Here is an 18,540-nt window from a genome sequence, read left to right on the forward strand (position 1 = left end):
GCCCGGGCCAGGACCGGCGTGGACGAATCCGTCCTTACCGGCGAAGGCCTGATCCGGGGCCGCCGGGTGGCCGTCATCGTCAGCGAGTTCCGGTTTCTCGCCGGCTCCATCGGCCAGGCCGCCGCGGAACGGATCGTCACCGCCGTCGAACGGGCCACCCGCGAAGGCCTGCCCCTCCTCGCCGGCCCCGCGTCGGGCGGGACCCGCATGCAGGAAGGGACCATCGCGTTCCTCTCCATGGTCAAGATCAGCGCCGCCGTCCGCACCCACCGCAAGGCCGGACTGCCCTACCTGGTCTACCTGCGTCATCCCACCACGGGAGGCGTCATGGCCTCGTGGGGGTCCCTCGGCCATATCACCGCCGCCGAGCCCGGCGCCCTGCTCGGCTTCCTCGGACCCCGGGTCTACGAGGCCCTCCACGCCACCCCGTTCCCGGAGAACGTTCAGACGGCCGAGAACCTTTTCGACAAAGGGCTGATTGACGCGGTGGTCCCTCCCTGGCAGCTGTCCGACGTCGTCGACCGCGCCTTGGGCATCCTGGTCACCGGCCCCCGCCCGCCGGTCGCCGCGCCCGCCACGCTGTCCGTGAAGCCGTCCGGCGCCGGCGCCTGGGAATCGATCGGCATTTCCCGCGACCCCCGCCGGCCGGATGTCCGGCAACTGCTGGCGCACGGGGCCCGGGACGTGCTTCCGCTCAACGGCACCGGCCAGGGCGAAAAGGACCCCGGCCTCCAGCTGGCCCTGGCCCGTTTCGGCAGGGAACCCTGCGTCGTGATCGGCCACACCCGGCCCCGGGCGACGCGGCCGACGGGCATGGGACAGACCGCGATGGGGCCGGCGTCCCTCCGGGAGGCCCGGCGTGGCATGCGCCTCGCCGAGGAACTCGGGCTCCCGCTGGTCACCATCATCGACACCGCCGGTGCCGCCCTGTCCCAGGAGGCCGAGGAAGGCGGCCTGGCCGGCGAGATCGCCCGCTCCCTGCACGACCTCATCGGACTCAACGCACCCACGGTGTCCGTACTGCTCGGACAGGGATCCGGCGGCGGGGCACTGGCCCTCTTGCCCGCGGACCGCACCATCGCCGCCCAGCACGCCTGGCTCTCTCCTTTGCCGCCGGAAGGCGCGAGCGCGATCGTCCACCGGAGCACGGGCTTCGCCGCGGCCATGTCCGAGGCCCAGGGCGTCAACGTCGCGTCGCTGCACGCCAACGGACTTGTGGAGCACATCGTGGACGAACGGCCCGATGCCGCCGACGAGGCGCAGGCCTTCTGCCAGCGCCTCGGCCGGGCCATTGAATACGAACTCGCCATGCTCTCCACCGCAGGAGTCGACGAACTGCTCCCCGGGCGTCTGGCGAAGTACCGCAATCTGGGCAGCGTCCTTGCGCCAGTGGCGGGACGCCCCCCGGCGGGGTCACCGCTGGATGAGGCTCAGAGCAGGCTCGAGAACTCCGCGTAGCTGAGCGGGGCGTAGCGTCCGTAGGCGGCGATCACCGCGGCCTCGACCGCATCGACGTCGAGGCCCGGCACCAGGTCATCGGCCGCGCCGGCCGTCGCGGGGTCCCATTCGAGGCCGAGGGCGGTGTAACTGGCCTCCAGGACCGCGCGGATCGGGGCGGAGTCCGCCACCACGATCACGGAGCTGAAGAGCCAGCCGCCGGCGACCACCCGCTGGGCGGTGCCGACCAGCTTGATTCGGTGTTCGGGGACCTCCGGGTCGCTGCCGTGCACGCTGAACTCCCCGGGGCAGTACTCCCCCGGGATCTCGCCGACGCCGGCATCCACGCCGGCGTCGCGCAGTGCCCCGGCGAGCAGTTTGCCGAACCGCGAAAACCTCCCCTTGGCCCCGGCAATCGCGTCCGCATCGGGTTCCAGGTGATCGATGACGAGCGTTCGTTCGTGGTAGGCCGCCGCGCGGCCTCCGGCCTTGCGGACCAGCGGCTCGAAGCCCAGCTGCCGGCAGGCGTTGGCGGCGGCCTCGAAGCCGGGCAGGTGCGTGTCGCGCTGGCCGAAGGCGACCGTGGGGACCGGCCGGTACAGCCGCAAGGTGGGACCGAGTGAGCCGGTCTTGACCTTCTGGAGGAGCCCGAGCGCGAAGTCGAGGTCGGCCGCGGCGCCAAGTGATTCCTGCTGCCGCACCACCGTCAGTGTCCGGGACCCGGCTGGCGCCTGCGGCATGTTGTTATGCTCCCTTATGGTCATTCTGCAATTCCTCGTCGTAGCCGCCGCATTCGCCGTCATCGACGCCATCTGGCTCAAGACGATGAACCCGTTCTACCGCCGCCAGATTGGTGACCTGATGGCCGACAAGCCCAATCTAGGTTACGCGGTGGTGTTCTACGTGATCTACATTGCCGGGATCGTGTTCTTTGCCCTGACGCCAGCGCTCGACGGCGGCAGCTGGCTCAGCGCTGTGGGCTACGGTGCCGCGCTGGGCGTGTTTGGCTACGCCACCTACGATCTGACAAATGCCGCCACGCTCAAGACGTGGCCGTGGCAGCTGATCGTCGTGGACATCCTGTGGGGTGCCGTGTTGACGGCGCTGGCCACGTTGGCCGGCTGGCTCGTCTTCCACTGAGCTAGGACCTGCGCAGCGTCAGGATCTGTTCCGCGCGTCCGAACGGGCCTGTGAGGTCATGCAGCACCGTGGAGGTGAGCCCGATCCCGTCCGTACCGAACGTGACTTCGTTGTCCAGCCCCAGCCACTCCCCCTCCGGCTGCCGGTACATATGGATCTGCAGGTCCAGGTTGGGGAAGGCGTAGCTGCCCTTGCCCGGCGGGACCCGGGCGGCAATGCCGTTCGCCGTGTCCACGAGGCCGACCAGCCGGGCGAGGTCGCCGCTGTCCGCCCGGTCTGTCAGCGGGTAGTCGGTGCGCAGCCAGACGGTTCCCGAGCCCGCCCGGTGGCCCTCGGCGATCCGCATGTGCAGGGAGGCGATGTAGCCGCCGGGCCAGACGGCCGCGGCGTCGTACGGCTCGCAGTCCTCCGGCGCCGGAATCCTGGGATCCTCGAAGGCCGCGATGGCGGACGTGTCAGAGGTGATCATCCGCCAGGCCGTGGCGCGAATGGCCGTGCGCCCGCCGGAAACGAGCTCGGCCTGCACCAGTTCGATGGTCCGGCCCGGGCGCAGGGTGGAGGTCACGATCTCGAACTCACCGCCGGGGATCAGCCCGAGGATTTCGTAGCTGAGCCGCGCCATGCGCATRTCTTCGCGGGGCTCGTGCCGGGCCAGGCGGTCGGCCATGATGCCGGACGCGGGGGCCATGTGCTGCTCGTGTTCGTTCCAGGCGCCTTGGGCGTGGATGGTGGAGCGGAACCGCCCGTCCCCCAGGGCCTCGTAGTAGAAATCGCCCTCGGCAAGTTCCGGTAGTGCAGCAGTCAACGTCCGCCCTTTCGCATGGCTGGTGATTCCAGAACACACTATCCTGCTGCGCTTTCCGTGATCCCGGCCGCTGTGTTTCCGGCTCCGATCCGGCGCGGACCCCGGACGCGCGCTGCGCTTGTTCCCAACCGATCCGCTCGGACTGGGTAGACTCGGGTGAGGTTTTAACGACTATTCACCGAAGAGGTGCTCCCCCTGCTTAGAGTCATCAGCTACAACCTCCGCAAGCACGCGGCCAGCGGCGAGCTGGTCGATCTGGCACGTGATTTCGAGATTGATGCTTTGTGCCTCCAGGAGTGCGATACGGACGATCTGCCGGAGACCATCGGGGATCTGCACCTGGCCGATTCCACCAAGGGCAACCGGCTGGGCCTGGCGATCTATTACCGCATGAGCCGTTTCACGGCCTACGAGACCAAGACCTTCGCCCTTAAGAAGTCCATGCACGACCGTGTCCTCTCCCCCGCGCACGAGCGGCTCATCGGCACTCGTGTGACCGACAACGAGACCGACCACGAGCTCGTCATCGCGTCCTTCCACGCGGCGCCGCTGACGGCGTCGAACTCTCTGCGGCGGAACCAGATCCATGCCGCCCACGCCGAGCTGCTCAGCATGGGTGGCGGGCTGATGTCACTGATGGTGGGCGACTTCAACTATCCGTTCTTCACCAAGTCCCTGACCGAGAAGATGAAGGACGCCGGCTACGACCTCACGATGAGTGACCGCCGGACCTATACCCGGTACAAGGTCTTCAAGGGCCATTTTGATTTTGCCACTTCCCAGGGGCTGGAGATCGAAAGCGTGGAGACGCTGCCCCGCGGCGCCTCGGACCACCTGCCCATCCTGATCTCGGCCGAATACGGCCAGGAGGCGCCCCCCAACGGTTCGGGACCTGCGGAGCATTAGCGGCCGGTCCTGCCGGGTCGGTGCTGACCGCCGGCGCTGCCGCTAGGAGATAGGTGACGCGCTAGGACCCCGCATTGAAGACGTCCCCGCCGAAACTGTCCAGGCCCGGCGCCCCGGCGTATCCGAGGCGCGGGAGCGAGAAGGCGTCTTCGATGCTGGCCAGGAGGCTGAAGTGGTTGTACGGCCGGTCCGACGTCGTGCCGCCCTTGGTGAGCGGCGAGAGGACCAGTGCACCAATCCTGCCGCCGGCCGTTCCTCCGGGCAGCAGCCCTGAGGGCCCAACTGTCTTGCCCTCGGACTCGTCGAAGGTGATCACCAGCATCCCGTCCTGTTTGAAGGCCGGGGAGTCCAGGATGGCCGGGACCTGCTGGCTCAGCCAAGTGTCGGCGGTGGCCAGTCCGCCTGCACTGCCGTCGACGCAGGGGTTGTCGTGGCCGTCATTGCAAAGATTGGGTGAGATGTAGGACAGGTTGGGGGTGGTGGCTACGGACTGGAGGTCACCGCGGAGTTCGCTGAAGTCCACCACGTTGCTCTGGCAGTCCGGCGACGAGGTGATGGCCTGGAAATACACGAACGGGTTGTGCCGCGTTGCGTACTGGTCACCCACCTTGGCGCCCTGGCTGGTGTCCTGCCCGCCGAGGTCGGGATGACGGCACGGCGTGCCCATGTCTTCCATGTAGCCCTTCCAGGTCTTGCCTGCGGCACTGAGCTGCCCGGCGACCGTGGGGACCGAGGCCGGATAGACGCAGCCGGCGCCCTCCGCCAGGCCGAGCGCGCCCGTCCCCGTCAGCTCAAACGCGGCGTAGGTGGGGCAGTCCTCCCGCGTCATGGCGTTGGACGGCTGGCCGGAGATCTGGGCCAGGTAATTCGGGTTCGAATTGTGGGCGATCCCGTAGTACTTGGAAAGCAGGACACCCTGGCTGCGGAGCGTCTGCGACAGGTAGGGGGCCTCCGAGCCTGCGCCCCACACCTTGTTGTAGCCCTTGTTCTCGAGATTGATGACGAACACGTGCCCGGGCTTCGACGCCGCCCCCGCGGTGGCAGTGCCCCCGGCAGTGGGACCCGGATTGCCGCCCGGCGGCCCCGRCTCGCACGCCGCCGCCGATGCCACCAGGACTGCTGCAACAAGCAGACGCGCGGCGATTCGTCGATGATTTTTCGTGGCAGTCCGGCTCATGGATTCCGGCTTTCTGATTGACCTGTCAGCGTGGCCTTGGCGGCTTCGGTGTCTGCACTCTTTCACACCGCGGTCAAGAATACCCGCGAGGACCCTGCACAGTTGCTGGGAATGAGTTCAGTAGTGAATGCTGTGGTGGTAGTTTGCACTCATGGGCGCACCATCGGATTCCATTCCGCTCCTGGACCTGAGTACCGCCAGGGGGCTGGACGGCACGTTTGACCCGGCGTTTATTGATGCACTGCGCGACGCCACGCACCGGGTGGGCTTCTTCCAGCTGACGGGTTACGGGGCCCCTGCCGCCGAGGTGGATGAGCTCTTCGACGTCACGCGGCGCTTTTTCGAGCTTCCGCTTGAATCACGGCTGGAACTGGACAACCGGCTCTCGCCCCATTTCCGCGGTTACACGCGGCTGGGCCACGAAATCACCCAGGGGCGGCCGGACGCGCGGGAGCAGCTGGATTTTGGACCGGAGCGCCCCGCCGTCGAGGACTACCCGCCGGATCAGCCGTACTGGCTGGTCCAAGGGCCGAACCTGATGCCGGACCGGGCGTTGCCCGAGCTGCGCACCGTGTGCATGGCCTGGGCGGAACGGATGTCCGGCGTCGGGGCCGAATTGCTCAGCGCCATCGCCGTGTCGCTGGAACTGCCCGAAGGATACTTCGATGAACCCTTCCGGGACTCACCTGCCTGGATGGCCAAGTTGGTCCACTACGTCGGCGGCGTCGTCGCTGATGCCGGTCCGCAGGGTGTCGGCGCGCACGCGGACTACGGCTTCGTCACCTTGTTGCTCCAGGACCAGGTCGGCGGCCTGCAGGTACTCCCGCCGGGCACGGACAGCTGGATTCCGGTCGAACCCATTCCAGGGGCCCTGGTCATCAACCTGGGCGAAATGCTCGAAGTCGCGACCCAGGGTTACCTGGCCGCCACCATCCACCGCGTCGAGGCGCCCCCGGCCGGCGTCGACCGCTACACGGTCCCCTTCTTCTTCTCGCCCCGGCTCGACGCCGTCATTGAGCCAGTGCCCCTGCCTCCCGCACTCGCGGCCCGGTCCCGGGGGGTCACCGATGATCCGGACAATCCGATGCTCGCGTCCTACGGCGCAAACGTGCTCAAAGGCTGGCTGCGGGCCCACCCCGAGGTCGCCCGGATTCATCACCCGGAACTGGTCCGGACCACCGGGCAGGCCTGAACGGCAGCGGCACACCGGCCAACGTGCCGGGAATGACGAGCCGCCCGGCCCGAACGGCCCGCCCGGCGGCGTCCCCCCGCTCAGGCCTGTCGCTGTTTCACGGCGCCGGCCAGCGCGGCCAGGCCCTTTTCGAAGTCGGCGCCGACCATTTTGTCCATGTTCATGAACAGGGCGAACACTTTGCCGATGCCCTTGTTCTCCCCGGTCATCGTCCAGGTGACCTGGGTGCCGTCACCGGAGGGCGTGAACGTGAAGGAGGTGGGGTTGACCGCTTTGAAGGGCTTGGTGAATTCCAGACGGATCTTGATGTTGCGCGGCTCGGAAGTGTCCACGATTTCCATGGTGCCGGAGCCGGCCTTGCGGTTTCCGCTCCAGGTGTACTTGGCACCGACGCCGGAGTCGCTGCCGGAGTAGCTCCGTTCCATGGCCGGATCAACGGCCTCCCAAGGGGACCATTTGGTCCATTCGTGGAAGCTGTTGACCAGCGGAAAGATGTCCTGCGCCGGGGCTGGAATGACTGCGCTGCGGGTAACTTCATAAGTAGACATGCGGCAATCCTAGGCGGTGACCGGCCCAACCGGACGCGTGCCCTGCGGGTTCACCCCTTCTCAGCGGTTGCCTCCGTCAGATCGACCACMGGCGAGGCCGCGTTCTTCTTGACGGACTCGACCCCGCCCATGGCACTCGCCTTGGTCTTGTAGCTCTCCGAGGAGGCGATCACCTCGCCGTTGGAGGCCTTAAGCCGGAACCGGAATCCGCCGGACTTGTCTTTGTAGACCTCATACTTGCCAGCCATGGTGCATCCCTGATTTCTCCGTTGTTGTGGCCGGCCGGGGAGCCGGCACGGATCAGATTAGCGCCGCCGCAACCGGCTGACCAGAGTCCTTTGGTTGCCTGGCCCGACCAGGCTCAGGACAGGCCGGTCAGCCCTGCGAGCAGGTAGGCACCTGCCAGGTAGAGACCCCAGCCGATGGCGGACCGCTCCTCCGGGTCCTCGAGCCGCCGCCACACCGCCTACCACAAAAGGGCCGCGAGCGGCCCGCCAATCAGGGCGAACGCCAGCGAGCGCGCGAGCCCGGCGACGTCGTCCGGGGCCAGCTCTGTCCCCGCCACCAGCAGGCGGCCCAGCAGTCCGCTGAGCCCGACGGCGGTTGTCACCACCAGTGCGAACAGCAGCGCGTAGGTGATGAGCCGGCGCACTGTCCCTTGGGCGCTCATTGCTTCGCCTCGCCGGTGCACACTGCCAGCGGCCAGGGCACGGTGTCGATCAGCCAGCCATTGCCCGCCCGAACGAGATCGAACGCGTCCTCCACCTGGTATTCGGCGCTGCCGAAGGGACCGCCCGGCTCGGACACAGTGATGAGCACCCTCACGTCCGCGGATTCCGGCCGCTCGGTGGTGGACACCAGCGTGACTCGCAGGTTCCGGGCCGAAGGGCGGGCCCCGGTTGTGCACTTGCTCCGGGCGGCCGGCGTCAGGTAGGCAGAGGCGGCCGTCTCATCCCCGGCAATGACGGCTGCGGCATAGCGCTGCGCGACGCCGGCGGGCGTTGACTCGGCCAGGGGCGCGGGCTCCCCGCGGGTGAAGACCACTGCCAGCGCGATGATCACGATCACCGCGATCGCGGCCATGATGGCCAGCAGGGTCCGGCCAGGCCTGGTGCGGCGCGGCTCCCCCGCCTCCCCCGGCTTTTCTGGGCCGGGCTCCTCCGGCGGTCCTTCAGGCGGCGGCCTCATGGCCAAAGTATGGACGCCGTCCAGCGCACGGTCACGATGTCTTTCGTCCCCTTTCCGCGGCGTCCGCGTCGACGCGGCCGAAGCCAGCCACTACGCTCGGAAAATGGGAATCATGCGCAACGCCCTCGCCGCTGCTGTTGTACTGATGGCCGGCCTTCTCGGCGGCGCCCCGGCCGCGCTCGCCACGACGCCGACCGCCGTCGTCGTCGAAGACCGCGCCGGGGTGTTGGACCAGCGGACGCTGCTGCCGGCGGTACAGGCCACCGACTTTTATGAGCCCACCAAAGTTGCGGTGTACACCTATAACGGCACTGCCGCCGACAATCTGAACGAAGAAGTCCTGCGGTTCGCCCGCACCGAACATCCCGAATGGATTAGTGCTGACGGGCAGAAGTGGGCAGACGGACTGTTCATCTTCGCCCTGGATCCGGTGGGCCGGCATGTGGGGACGTACATGGGTGAGGACCGGAAGGTCTCCCCCGAACAGCGCGAGGACATCCAGAACGCCGCCAAAGAGCTGCTTCGCGACGCGCAGTGGACCGAGGGCACCATTGCCGGGATCCGCCGCGGCGCCGAACTCATCAATCAGCCGTGGTACCGTTCCACAGCCTTCCTCGTCACAGCCTGGGCGGCGGTGGCCGCCGCGGTCTGCGCAGCCGCGGCGTGGCTGATCGTGCGGTGGCGGACCCGGGTGTCCAGCCGGAAGGAACTGGCCCGGGGCGACGCCAGCTACGCCAGTGTCAGCATGGACCTGCAGGTGACCGAGCTCAACGCCAGCACCATTCCCGAGTCCTCCCGGTACGGGAGCACGGTGCTGGAAAAACACCGCACGTTCGTGAACCGCTACGGCACGGCCACCGAACTTTCCAACCAGGTACACGCCCTTGGCAGCCGGGATCTGAGCCGCCGGCCCAACCTCAAACTGGTCCGGAGTTACGCCGATGCCGCGGCCGAACTCGACGCCCTGGACGACGTGATCGCCGATACCAATGCCCTGCTCAACCGGGGCTCGTCCTGGGCGGCCGCCTGGGACCGCCAGCTCGCGCCGTTCCGCAACGATCTGGACGGCGTAGAAGACCTGCTCAGCCAGCGCCGGGCCGAGGGAACCTCAGCGACGGCGGTGGCACTGCGGTCCTTCCGCGATGAAAGCCGGCGTAACATGGAGCGCTGGTCGACGGAACTGGCGGACGGCTCCATCACACCCGAAGCGGCGCTGGACCGGTTGCGTGACGCCCGGACCCACCTCTCGGAGTTGTTGAAAAGTCACGCCGACACCCTGATCCAGGCCTTTGCCCGCAATGAGAAGGAAGCCGGGCTCATGCGCGAGGAAATGGACAGCGCGCAGGCGGGAACGAAGGCAAGATACGGCCGCACGTACGAGCCGAGCATCCTCGGAACGGTGTACCCGTCCTACTACTTCTTCTCGGTCCCGAGCTTCAACACCGGCTTCAGCAGCGGCGTCAGCAGCGTCAGCAGCGCGCGCGGCGGCGGCACCACCACCGGGTACGGGTCCAGCGGCGGAAGCTTTTCCGGGTCCGGAAGTTCGTCGAGTTTCTAGGGCGCGCTAACGGACTTAGGGCCCGCTCGCGGCCTTTTCGACGGCGAAATCTCCACCGGGGAACATGATCGTCTCGTGGCCGTCGTCGAACCGGACCAGGTACGGCGGCGCACCGTCGGCACCCTTCACTTCAAGGATCAGACCGTGCCGGTCCGTGGATTCGACCGTGGTCCCCCGGATGACGATGCGGTCCCCTGCGACTGCTTTCATGGCGATCACCTGTATCTCTATTGACGCCTGTGTGCCCGAAGATCATTATGGCTCTTATCGGCTGGGGGGCGCTATGGCCTGAGGTTGAGGAGCCGCGCCGTGAACCGTAAATGTGCAGTTGGCCAAGCAGGAAAAGCAGTCAGCACCCTTTTCCCGGTGATCGGTTTCGCGGCAGGACCGCTCCACGACCGGCTCCGTCCCTCCGCCCATCCCGACGGCCCGGGCTGCCGACGACGCCGAAGCTTCACCGACCTTGACGTGCACACTCCTGTGGGGCTTGCGGGGTACCGGCCATGATGCGGGCAATCGTGCGCTGGACGCTGCAGTTCAGGCTCCTGGTCCTGGCAGCAGCCGCGGGAATCCTGGCCTTCGGGCTCACCAGCCTGCCGAGCATGTCCGTGGACGCCTTCCCGGAATTTGCCCCGCCCCAGGTGGAGATCCAGACCGAAGCCCTGGGACTGTCGGCCGCCGAGGTTGAGCAGCTCATCACCTCACCCATGGAAGCCGACCTGCTGAACGGCGTCGCCTGGGTGGAGGCCATCAGGTCCAAATCCGTCCCTGGCCTGTCCTCGATCCAGATGGTCTTTAAGCCGGGGACCGACCTCCTCCGCGCACGCCAGCTGGTCTCGGAGCGGCTGACCCAGGCTCGCGCACTGCCCAATGTTTCGGCGGCGCCCGTGCTGATGCAACCGCTGTCCTCGACCAGCCGGGTCATGATGATCCGGCTGACCTCCAAGGACATGTCGGCCATCGACATGTCCGTCCTGGCCCGCTGGACCATGAAACCCGGGCTCCTGGCCGTGCCAGGCGTCGCCAACGTGGCGATCTGGGGCCAGCGCGACCAGCAACTCCAGGTCCTGGTGGACCCGGCGCAGCTCGAAGCCAAGGGCGTCACGCTGGATGAAATCATCAAGACGACCGGCAACTCCGTGTGGGTCTCGCCACTGAGCTACCTGGAGGCGTCCACACCCGGCACCGGCGGCTTCTTCGAGACGGGACACCAGCGGATCGGTGTCCAGCATGTCCTGCCGATCACCACGCCGGAGGACCTGGGCCAGGTCCCCGTCCAGGGTGCGCCAGGCAATCTCCTGCTCAAAGACGTGGCCACGGTGTCAACAGACCACCAGCCGCTGATCGGCGATGCCCTGCTGAGCAAGGAAGCCGAGTTGTTGCTGGTCATCGAGAAGTTCCCGGAGACCAACACGATGGACGTGACCCGGGGCGTTGACGAGGCCCTGCACGCACTCCAGCCCGGCCTGCCCGGGGTCGCGATAGATACAAGCGTCTACCGGCAGGCGTCCTTTATCGACGAAGAAATCGGGACGCTCGGCGCCGCCCTGCTCGTGACACTGCTGCTCATTGTCGCCCTGTTTGGGGCCTTCTTCCGCTCCTGGCGCACCGCCTTGATCAGCCTGATCACGATCCCGGTGTCGCTGACCGCGGCGGCGCTGGTGCTCGACTGGCGCGGCACCGGGATGAACACCATGGTCATGGCCGGCCTGGTGCTGGCACTGGCGGTCATCGTCGGAGACGTCGCGGAAGACCTCAGCGGCATCGCCCGGGCACGAAGGGCCGAGGCCAAGTCCCGCCGCGAAACGGCCGACGGCGGGACTGAGTCCACGCCGGCACAGGATGGGCAGCCACGTGATTCAGTGATCCCGGGCGCCCTGCGGGCAGCCCGCACGCCAATGCTCTACTCACTGCTGATCATGGCTTTGGCCCTCGCGCCCGCACTGTTCATCCCGGGTGAGAACGGCGCCCTGTTCGGACCCTTGGTGCAGAGCTACCTGATCGCCCTGGTTGTCTCGATGATCGTCGCCCTCACCGTCACGGCCGCCCTCGCGTTCGTCCTTCCCGCGGGTTCCAAGGCCCCGGAGAGGCGGTCCCTCAGGCGGCTTGAAGGCGCCTACGGCGGCTACGTGAAGCGACTGGCAGGGAAAACCCGGTGGGTGTTCGCCGCCGCCGCCGTTGTGGCGCTGGCCGGACTGGCACTCGCACCCCAGCTGGCCGGAACCCATCCCGTGGTGCCCGTCCTGGCGGACAAGACCCTGGTGGTGCACTGGAGCGCGATCGCCGGAACCTCGGACCAGGAAATGAGCCGGATCACCGAGGCGGCGGCCGACGAACTGCGCACGTTGCCGGGCGTGGCCAACGTTGGCGGACACATCGGGCGCGCAATCACCTCCGATCAGGTCGGCGACGTCAGCTCCGGCGAGCTGTGGGTGACCGTGGCCCCCGAGGCGGCCTACGCCGACACGGCCGCCGCCGTCGACCGCGTGATCGCCGGTTATGCGGGCCTGACCAGCAAGGTCTCCACCTACCCGCAGGAACGCATCGACCAGATCCGGGAAGAAGCCGACAGCGGCTTTGCCGTCCGGGTGTTCGGACTCGACCCGGCGATCCTGCGGCAAAAGGCGGCGGAGGTCAAAACAATCCTGGAGCACACGGCCGGGGTGGCTAATCCCCACGTCGACCTGCCCGCCGAACAGCCCATCGCCGAAGTCAAGGTGAACCTCGCCGCGGCCCAAAAGGCCGGCGTCGTCCCCGGCGACGTCCGGCGCGCGGCAGCCGCCCTCCTGCAGGGCATTGAAGTCGGCAACCTGTACGAAGAGCAGAAAGTCTTCTCCGTCATCGTCAAGGGCGCCGCGGCCACCCGCAGCAGCCTGGACAGCGTCCGCAACCTGATCATCGACACCCCCAACGGCGGGCACGCCCGCCTCGGCGACGTCGCGCAGGTGGCCATGGTCGGGAATGAATCCGTGATCCTGCACGATGACACCTCGCGCCGCATTGACGTGAAGGCTGACATCCAGGGTCGCCCGCTGGGCGACATCCAGCGTGACATCAACGCGGCCCTGCAGCAGATGCAGTTCCCGATGTCCTACCACGCCGAGATCCTCACCCAGTACGCCCAGCAGCAAAGTAATTACCAGTGGCTCTGGCTGCTCGCTGCGGTCGCCGCAGCCGGCATCCTGGTGCTGCTGCAAACGGCGACGGGGAGTTGGCGGCTCGCCGCCCCGCTCTTCCTGGGCCTGATCCTGGCACTGTCCGGCGGCGTGCTGGCCGCCCAGGCCACCGGGGGCGTCAACGCCCTGGTCGCCCTGGTCGCCTTCGCCGCAGTCCTTGGTATCGCCGTCCGCGGCGCCCTCCTGCTGGCAAGCCACGTACGGGACCTGCGGGCAACCGATGCTGAAGCGCCCTGGCCCGCGCTGGTGGTCCGCGGAAGCAGGGAGAGGCTGGGACCCGTCCTGATGTCCACCGTGATCACGGCCCTGGTGCTGTTGCCCCTGGTCCTGCTGGGCGGCGTCGTCGGAGCGGAAATCATCCTGCCGCTGGCCGTGATCATCTGGGGAGGCCTGCTGACAACTTCCTTCTTCACCCTGTTTGTCGTGCCCGCTGTGCTGCTTCGGTTCGAGCCGCAGCAGGCACCCGGCGCGCCCGCCGGCCCGGGCACCGCTGCACCAACTGAAAGCCGGGGTGCGTCATGAACTCCACACCTTCGCCGCGGGGCAACAAGGTCGCGGTTTTCATCACTGCATTGATCGTGACGGCGTTCACGGCGCTCTCCGCTACAGGTTGCGCCCAGGCACCGGAGGCCGCACCGTCCGAAGGCGAACCGGCGGCGATCGCTGAAGTCCCGGGCACGGACCTTCACCGGCTCACCCTCACCGACCACGCCGTCGAACGGGTTGGGATCGCGACAGCGGTGATTGCAGTGGATCCCAAGACCGGGAAGCTCACTGCCCCCTACGGGGCCATCCTGTACGACAGCTCGGGCAAGGCGTGGGTCTACACCAACCCTGAGCCCCGCGTCTATGTCCGCCAAGCGATCACGGTCCAGCRCATCAACGGCGACGTTGCCGTCCTGACGGACGGGCCGCCGGCAGGGACCGTCGTCGTCACGACAGGTGCCGAGGAACTTCTCGGGACCGAATTCGATACGGCCGAGTGACATGCGCTGGCTCATCGGGATCAGCCTCCGTTTCAAGACGGTTGTTGTCGCCCTCGCGTGCGCCGTGATGCTGCTCGGTTCCCTGCAGTTGGGCGCCGCATCCGTGGATGTCTTCCCGGAATTCGCCCCGCCGCGCGTCGAAATCCAGACCGCATGCCTCGGGTTGACCGCCCAGGAAGTCGAAGAGCTCGTCAGTGTGCCGATCGAGGCCGCCGTGAGCGGCATGCCGGGCCTGGACGAGATACGGTCCAAGTCCGTGCCCCAGCTGTCCTCGATCGTGCTGCTCTTCCATCAAGGCACTGACCTGCTCAACGCCCGTCAGCTCGTCTCGGAACGGATGGCGTCGGTGACCGCGGCGCTGCCGACGTGGGCGGCCCCGCCGGTGATGCTGCAGCCGCTGTCCGCGACCAGCCGCGTGATGAAGATCGGGATGACGTCGTCGGAACATTCGCTCATCGAAATGTCCATGCTGTCCTACTGGACCATCCGGGCCCGTCTGCTGCGGGTCCCCGGGGTGGCCAACGTGGCCATCTGGGGCGAGCGGCTCCAGATGCTGCAGGTCCAGGTGGAGCCTGACAAGCTCAAGGCCCAGAACGTCTCCCTCAACCAGGTCATGGAAGTCACCGCCGGCGCCCTCGACGCCGGGCTGCTGAAGTACTCGCCGGGACGCTTCATCGGCACCGGCGGCTTCATTGACAGTCCGACCCAGAGGATGGGCGTCCGCCACGTCCAGCCGATCCAGACGCCCGCGGATCTGGCCCAGGTGACGATTCGGGAAAAGGACGGCGTGGCGCTRCACCTGGGCGACGTTGCCCAGGTTGTCGAGGACCATCAGCCGCTGATTGGTGACGCCGTGATCAACAACGGTCACGGGCTCATGCTGATCGTCGAGAAGCTGCCTTGGGGCAACACACTGGACGTGACCAAAGGCGTGGAGGAGGCCCTCCACGAGCTGCAGCCGGGCCTGCGCGGTATCAACTTCGACACCACGATCTTCCGGCCCGCCAGCTTCGTCGAGGAGGCGATCTCCAACCTCAGCATYGCGCTGYTGCTGGGCTGCCTGCTGGTGGTCATGATCCTCGTCGCGTTCCTCTTCCAGTGGCGCACGGCCCTGATCAGCATCATCGCCATTCCGTTGTCCCTGCTTACAGCCGCACTGGTGCTTTACTTCACGTCCAGCTCCATCAACACGATGGTCCTTGCGGGGCTGGTCATTGCGGTGGGCGTCGTGGTCGATGACGCGATCATCGACGTCGAGAACATCATGCGCCGCCTGCGGCAGCGACGCGCCCGGGGCAGTGACGAATCTGCGGCATCGGTGGTCTTGAAAGCCTCCCTGGAGATGCGCAGCCCGATCGTTTACGCGACCCTGATCATTGTGGTCGCCGCCGTACCGATCTTCTTCCTGGACGGTCTGACCGGCGTCTTCTTCCGGCCGCTGGCCGTCTCCTACACCCTGGCTGTCCTGGCCTCGATGTTCGTGGCGCTGACAGTGACGCCGGCTCTTGCCCTGATTCTGCTGGGCAACGCCAAACTCGAAGAACGCGATGCGCCGCTGGTCCGGGTGCTCAAACGCGGCTACCACGCCGCCCTGTCCAAGGCCATGAACCGGCCCCGGTTCGGCTACGCGGGCTTTGGCGTGCTGGCGGTGGTGGGTTTGGTCCTCGCTCCCCTGATGGGTTCTTCCCTGTTCCCCACGTTCAAGGAACGGGACTTCCTGATGCACTGGATCTCCGAACCGGGTACGTCTGCCGCCGAAGAATTCAGGATTTCCCAGCGCGGCTGTGAGGAATTCCTCAAGGTCCCCGGCGTCCTGAACTGCGGCACGCACATCGGGCAGGCATTTGCCGCGGACGAGATCGTCGGTGTCAATGCCGGCGAACACTGGATCAGCATCGACCGCCACGCCGACTACGACGCGACAGTGGCCGCCGTGGAGGACGTGGTCAACGGCTACCCGGGGCTGCACCGTGACGTCCAGACTTATCTGAAGGAGCGGATTGAAGAGGTCATCACCGGCGCCAGCGAACCCATCCTGGTCCGGGTCTACGGAGACGACCTCAATGTGCTCCGGGAACAGGCGCAACGGGTCAAGACCATCATGGACTCGATTGAGGGCACCGAGGACCCGCATGTGTCCCTCGAGGTGGAAGTCCCCCAGATTGCCGTGACGGTTAATCTGGCCGCGGCGCAGAAGTACGGCCTCAAACCGGGCGATGTCCGGCGCGCGGCCGCGACACTCGTGGCAGGCGAGGAGGTCGGCGACGTCTTCCGGGACGGCCGGGCCTACGACGTCCAGGTCTGGAGCACCCCGGCCACCCGCTCCTCCGTCACCAGCATCGAGGATCTGCCCATCGATACGCCCAGCGGAGCGCGGGTGCGCCTCGCCGACGTCGCGGACGTGAGCCTGCAGGCGACGCCGAACCAGATCGACCGCACCAACGGATCCCGCCGCGTCGAGGTGGGATCCTTCCTGGCCAACGGAGCGGATATGGGAACAGTGGTCGGTGAGTTGAAATCGCGGCTGGAGAGCCTGGAGCTCCCCACCGGCTACAGCGTGCAGCTGCTCGGCGAATACACCGAACGCGAGGCGGCAACGAACCGCCTGATGATCTACTCCGCGGCGGCACTTGTCCTGATCCTCCTGCTGCTGCAGGCGTCCTTCCGCAGCTGGCGGCTGGCCGTCCTGTCGCTGCTGACGCTGCCGGTCGCCCTGGTGGGCGGGGTCATAGCCGCCTACATGACCGGCGGCGTCCTGTCCCTCGGGTCCCTCGTTGGCTTCCTCACGGTGATGGGGATCGCCGCGCGCAACGGCATCCTGCTGATCAACCACTGCCAGCATCTGGAAACCTTTGAAGGCCAAACCTTCGGCCGCGACCTGGTGATGCGCGGGGCGGCGGAGCGGCTCTCGCCCATCCTCATGACCACCCTGGCCACCGGGCTTGCCCTGGTACCCCTGGTTGTCATGGGCAACATCCCGGGCCATGAAATTGAACACCCCATGGCCGTGGTTATCCTGGGCGGCCTGGTCACCTCCACCTTGCTCAATCTGTTCATCGTGCCCTCGCTCTATCTCCGGTTCGCCAAGTCCAGGAAGACCAGGGAGAAGGAACGCGCTGCCGCCGGGCCGGTGTCCGTCTAACAGCGGCTGGCGTCAGAACCTCAACCATCAGAACAGGGCGGCGGTCACAGTCCGGGTGAGCTGCTGAATGATCTGGGTGCGGGGGCCCATATCGGAGTAATTCCTGCCGCGGGTGTACACGACGAACACGAAGGCCCGGCCGTCCTTGTCCAGGACGGCCGCGTCATGCAGGTTTCCGAACAGCAGCCCGTACTTGTGGTGAACCCCTACTCCGGGCGGAACCGCCGGCGGGATCAGTGTCTCAAAGTTGGTGTTCTGCATATAGGACAAGAGCTGGGCGGTGTTGCGGGCATTGAGCAGCTGTCCCGTGTAGAGCAACTGGAGGGTCCTCGCCATTTCTGCGGGCGTCAGAAGGTTGACCGTGCGGTCGTAGGTGATCCCGATCGAGGCGGCGTAATCCGTGATGCCCCGCGCGCCGACCGCCCGCAGGATCAGCGCCCACGAGTCGTTGTTGCTCTGCTGGACCATCCGGCGGATCTGGGTACCGGCCGTCGAGTTGCCCATGGGGGCGGTCAGCGCGGCGCGGCCGGTCTCAACGAGGTGGTAATACGCCGACGCGGCCAGAATCTTTGCCGTGCTGGCGGCCACAAACTTGTCCTGGATCCCATAGCCGTGGACCACGCCGTCGGAGACATCGATCAAGGACACCCCCAGGGCATAGGCGCTGTTGGCCGCGATGATCCCGTTGATCTGGCTGTCCAGTTCCGGGTCAATGGCCGGGACCGCGACGGCAGGCACGGCGGGGATCTCAGCGGGCTTCCCGGCGGCCGCCGAGACGGCGCCGGCCGCGGGCGAAGCAGTAGTTGGCGAAGCAGTTGCGGGCAGGTCAGACGCAGGCGGAACGGTCCGGCCGGCATCCGTGACCGGCGCCGGCGGCGTCGCTGCAGCGGCCGGCGGGTCAACGGGTAGCGCCGCCTGGACGCCTGCATAGACGCCGGCACCCACAAGGGCAAGTGCGACGGCGGCCGCCGTCAGATACTGTCGCCGGGTCCTTCCCGCACGCCGGGCGAGGGACCGCGGACCGGGCCGGGAACCGTCGTTGGCCCGGTGCCCGCCGGAGCGGTAGTGGCGCGGCGCCGGCTCAGGCTTCGGGACCGGCCCCGTGCTGTTGTTCGAATCGTTCGCAGGCATCATGCTTCCCCGAAGGTGACTGACCGCGGTGGGGCCATAGACTTCCAGCATTCTTCCCCCTGGCGGCTTCCCGCGCAAGGGTACGGCTCCGGGAAAAAGTGGGTCTGCCCTCCGAAGCAGCGGCGTACGCTGGTGAAAACGTAAGGAGCGGCGC

Annotated in this window: 17 protein-coding genes; 8 read left to right on the forward strand and 9 right to left on the reverse strand. The window is 67.2% G+C overall.

The genetic code is table 11. From position 1 onward, the window contains the following. Positions 1 to 1,458 (forward strand): carboxyl transferase domain-containing protein (locus AC1D1S_RS11110; protein ID WP_476994451.1); only part of this gene is annotated, 1,458 nt, incomplete at its 5' end. On the opposite strand, the gene AC1D1S_RS11115 is transcribed toward AC1D1S_RS11110, so the two are convergent. Further along, positions 1,431 to 2,177, reverse strand: coding sequence for a lipoate--protein ligase family protein (locus AC1D1S_RS11115; RefSeq protein ID WP_476994452.1), 747 nt, complete (start codon positions 2,175 to 2,177; stop codon positions 1,431 to 1,433). The two genes, AC1D1S_RS11110 and AC1D1S_RS11115, sit on opposite strands and share 28 nt — an antisense overlap. Positions 2,178 to 2,193: 16 nt before the next feature. On the opposite strand from AC1D1S_RS11115, the gene AC1D1S_RS11120 reads away from it, so the two are divergent. Next, positions 2,194 to 2,577, forward strand: a complete 384-nt coding sequence (locus AC1D1S_RS11120; RefSeq protein ID WP_028276183.1) for a DUF2177 family protein — start codon at positions 2,194 to 2,196, stop codon at positions 2,575 to 2,577. A 1-nt stretch (position 2,578) separates the two neighbouring features. On the opposite strand, the gene AC1D1S_RS11125 is transcribed toward AC1D1S_RS11120, so the two are convergent. Further along, on the reverse strand, positions 2,579 to 3,382 hold the full coding sequence (locus tag AC1D1S_RS11125) for a thioesterase family protein (RefSeq protein ID WP_243177316.1): 804 nt from the start codon (positions 3,380 to 3,382) through the stop codon (positions 2,579 to 2,581). 186 nt (positions 3,383 to 3,568) lie between these two features. Here AC1D1S_RS11125 and AC1D1S_RS11130 point away from each other — a divergent pair, with 186 nt between their 5' ends. Continuing rightward, complete coding sequence (locus AC1D1S_RS11130; RefSeq protein ID WP_028276181.1) at positions 3,569 to 4,288, forward strand: endonuclease/exonuclease/phosphatase family protein; 720 nt, start codon at positions 3,569 to 3,571, stop codon at positions 4,286 to 4,288. A 61-nt stretch (positions 4,289 to 4,349) separates the two neighbouring features. On the opposite strand, the gene AC1D1S_RS11135 is transcribed toward AC1D1S_RS11130, so the two are convergent. After that, positions 4,350 to 5,297 carry an alkaline phosphatase family protein gene (locus AC1D1S_RS11135; RefSeq protein ID WP_476994453.1) on the reverse strand — a complete coding sequence of 316 codons (948 nt, stop codon included), beginning with the start codon at positions 5,295 to 5,297 and terminating at the stop codon, positions 4,350 to 4,352. A gap of 319 nt (positions 5,298 to 5,616) precedes the next feature. Here AC1D1S_RS11135 and AC1D1S_RS11140 point away from each other — a divergent pair, with 319 nt between their 5' ends. Next, positions 5,617 to 6,657: an isopenicillin N synthase family dioxygenase gene (locus AC1D1S_RS11140; RefSeq protein WP_243177314.1), complete on the forward strand. Its 1,041-nt coding sequence runs from the start codon at positions 5,617 to 5,619 to the stop codon at positions 6,655 to 6,657. 80 nt (positions 6,658 to 6,737) lie between these two features. Here the strand turns inward: AC1D1S_RS11140 and AC1D1S_RS11145 are convergent, their stop codons facing one another. The 4 genes from AC1D1S_RS11145 to AC1D1S_RS11160 form a co-directional block, all read right to left on the reverse strand. Then, positions 6,738 to 7,205, reverse strand: a complete 468-nt coding sequence (locus tag AC1D1S_RS11145) for an SRPBCC family protein (protein WP_028276178.1) — start codon at positions 7,203 to 7,205, stop codon at positions 6,738 to 6,740. 50 nt (positions 7,206 to 7,255) lie between these two features. Continuing rightward, positions 7,256 to 7,453 (reverse strand): YegP family protein, encoded by a 198-nt coding sequence (locus tag AC1D1S_RS11150; protein WP_243177313.1) that lies wholly within the window; start codon positions 7,451 to 7,453, stop codon positions 7,256 to 7,258. A gap of 218 nt (positions 7,454 to 7,671) precedes the next feature. Next, on the reverse strand, positions 7,672 to 7,875 hold the full coding sequence (locus tag AC1D1S_RS11155; RefSeq protein WP_476994454.1) for a DUF5671 domain-containing protein: 204 nt from the start codon (positions 7,873 to 7,875) through the stop codon (positions 7,672 to 7,674). Continuing rightward, positions 7,872 to 8,393 (reverse strand): LpqB family beta-propeller domain-containing protein, encoded by a 522-nt coding sequence (locus AC1D1S_RS11160; RefSeq protein WP_243177311.1) that lies wholly within the window; start codon positions 8,391 to 8,393, stop codon positions 7,872 to 7,874. Before AC1D1S_RS11160 ends, AC1D1S_RS11155 begins: the two co-directional genes overlap by 4 nt. A gap of 103 nt (positions 8,394 to 8,496) precedes the next feature. Between AC1D1S_RS11160 and AC1D1S_RS11165 the strand changes: the two genes are divergently transcribed. Then, entirely contained in the window at positions 8,497 to 9,951 is a 1,455-nt protein-coding gene (locus AC1D1S_RS11165; RefSeq protein ID WP_476994455.1) for a DUF5129 domain-containing protein, read from the forward strand. A gap of 15 nt (positions 9,952 to 9,966) precedes the next feature. Here the strand turns inward: AC1D1S_RS11165 and AC1D1S_RS11170 are convergent, their stop codons facing one another. Continuing rightward, the gene (locus AC1D1S_RS11170) at positions 9,967 to 10,161 is read right to left on the reverse strand and encodes a DUF1918 domain-containing protein (RefSeq protein ID WP_243177309.1); all 195 of its coding nucleotides are present in this window, start codon (positions 10,159 to 10,161) and stop codon (positions 9,967 to 9,969) included. A 293-nt stretch (positions 10,162 to 10,454) separates the two neighbouring features. Here AC1D1S_RS11170 and AC1D1S_RS11175 point away from each other — a divergent pair, with 293 nt between their 5' ends. From AC1D1S_RS11175 to AC1D1S_RS11185, 3 genes are read left to right on the forward strand one after another with little or no spacing between them, the layout of a single operon-like run. Next, positions 10,455 to 13,649 (forward strand): efflux RND transporter permease subunit, encoded by a 3,195-nt coding sequence (locus tag AC1D1S_RS11175; RefSeq protein WP_476994456.1) that lies wholly within the window; start codon positions 10,455 to 10,457, stop codon positions 13,647 to 13,649. Further along, positions 13,646 to 14,113, forward strand: coding sequence for a hypothetical protein (locus AC1D1S_RS11180; protein WP_476994457.1), 468 nt, complete (start codon positions 13,646 to 13,648; stop codon positions 14,111 to 14,113). Before AC1D1S_RS11175 ends, AC1D1S_RS11180 begins: the two co-directional genes overlap by 4 nt. A gap of 1 nt (position 14,114) precedes the next feature. Next, complete coding sequence (locus AC1D1S_RS11185) at positions 14,115 to 17,255, forward strand: efflux RND transporter permease subunit (protein WP_476943473.1); 3,141 nt, start codon at positions 14,115 to 14,117, stop codon at positions 17,253 to 17,255. 27 nt (positions 17,256 to 17,282) lie between these two features. Here the strand turns inward: AC1D1S_RS11185 and AC1D1S_RS11190 are convergent, their stop codons facing one another. Further along, positions 17,283 to 18,389 carry a serine hydrolase gene (locus tag AC1D1S_RS11190; RefSeq protein ID WP_476994458.1) on the reverse strand — a complete coding sequence of 369 codons (1,107 nt, stop codon included), beginning with the start codon at positions 18,387 to 18,389 and terminating at the stop codon, positions 17,283 to 17,285. Positions 18,390 to 18,540: the final 151 nt, after the last annotated feature.

It is taken from the genome of Arthrobacter sp. P1_A5 (genome assembly GCF_056406825.1).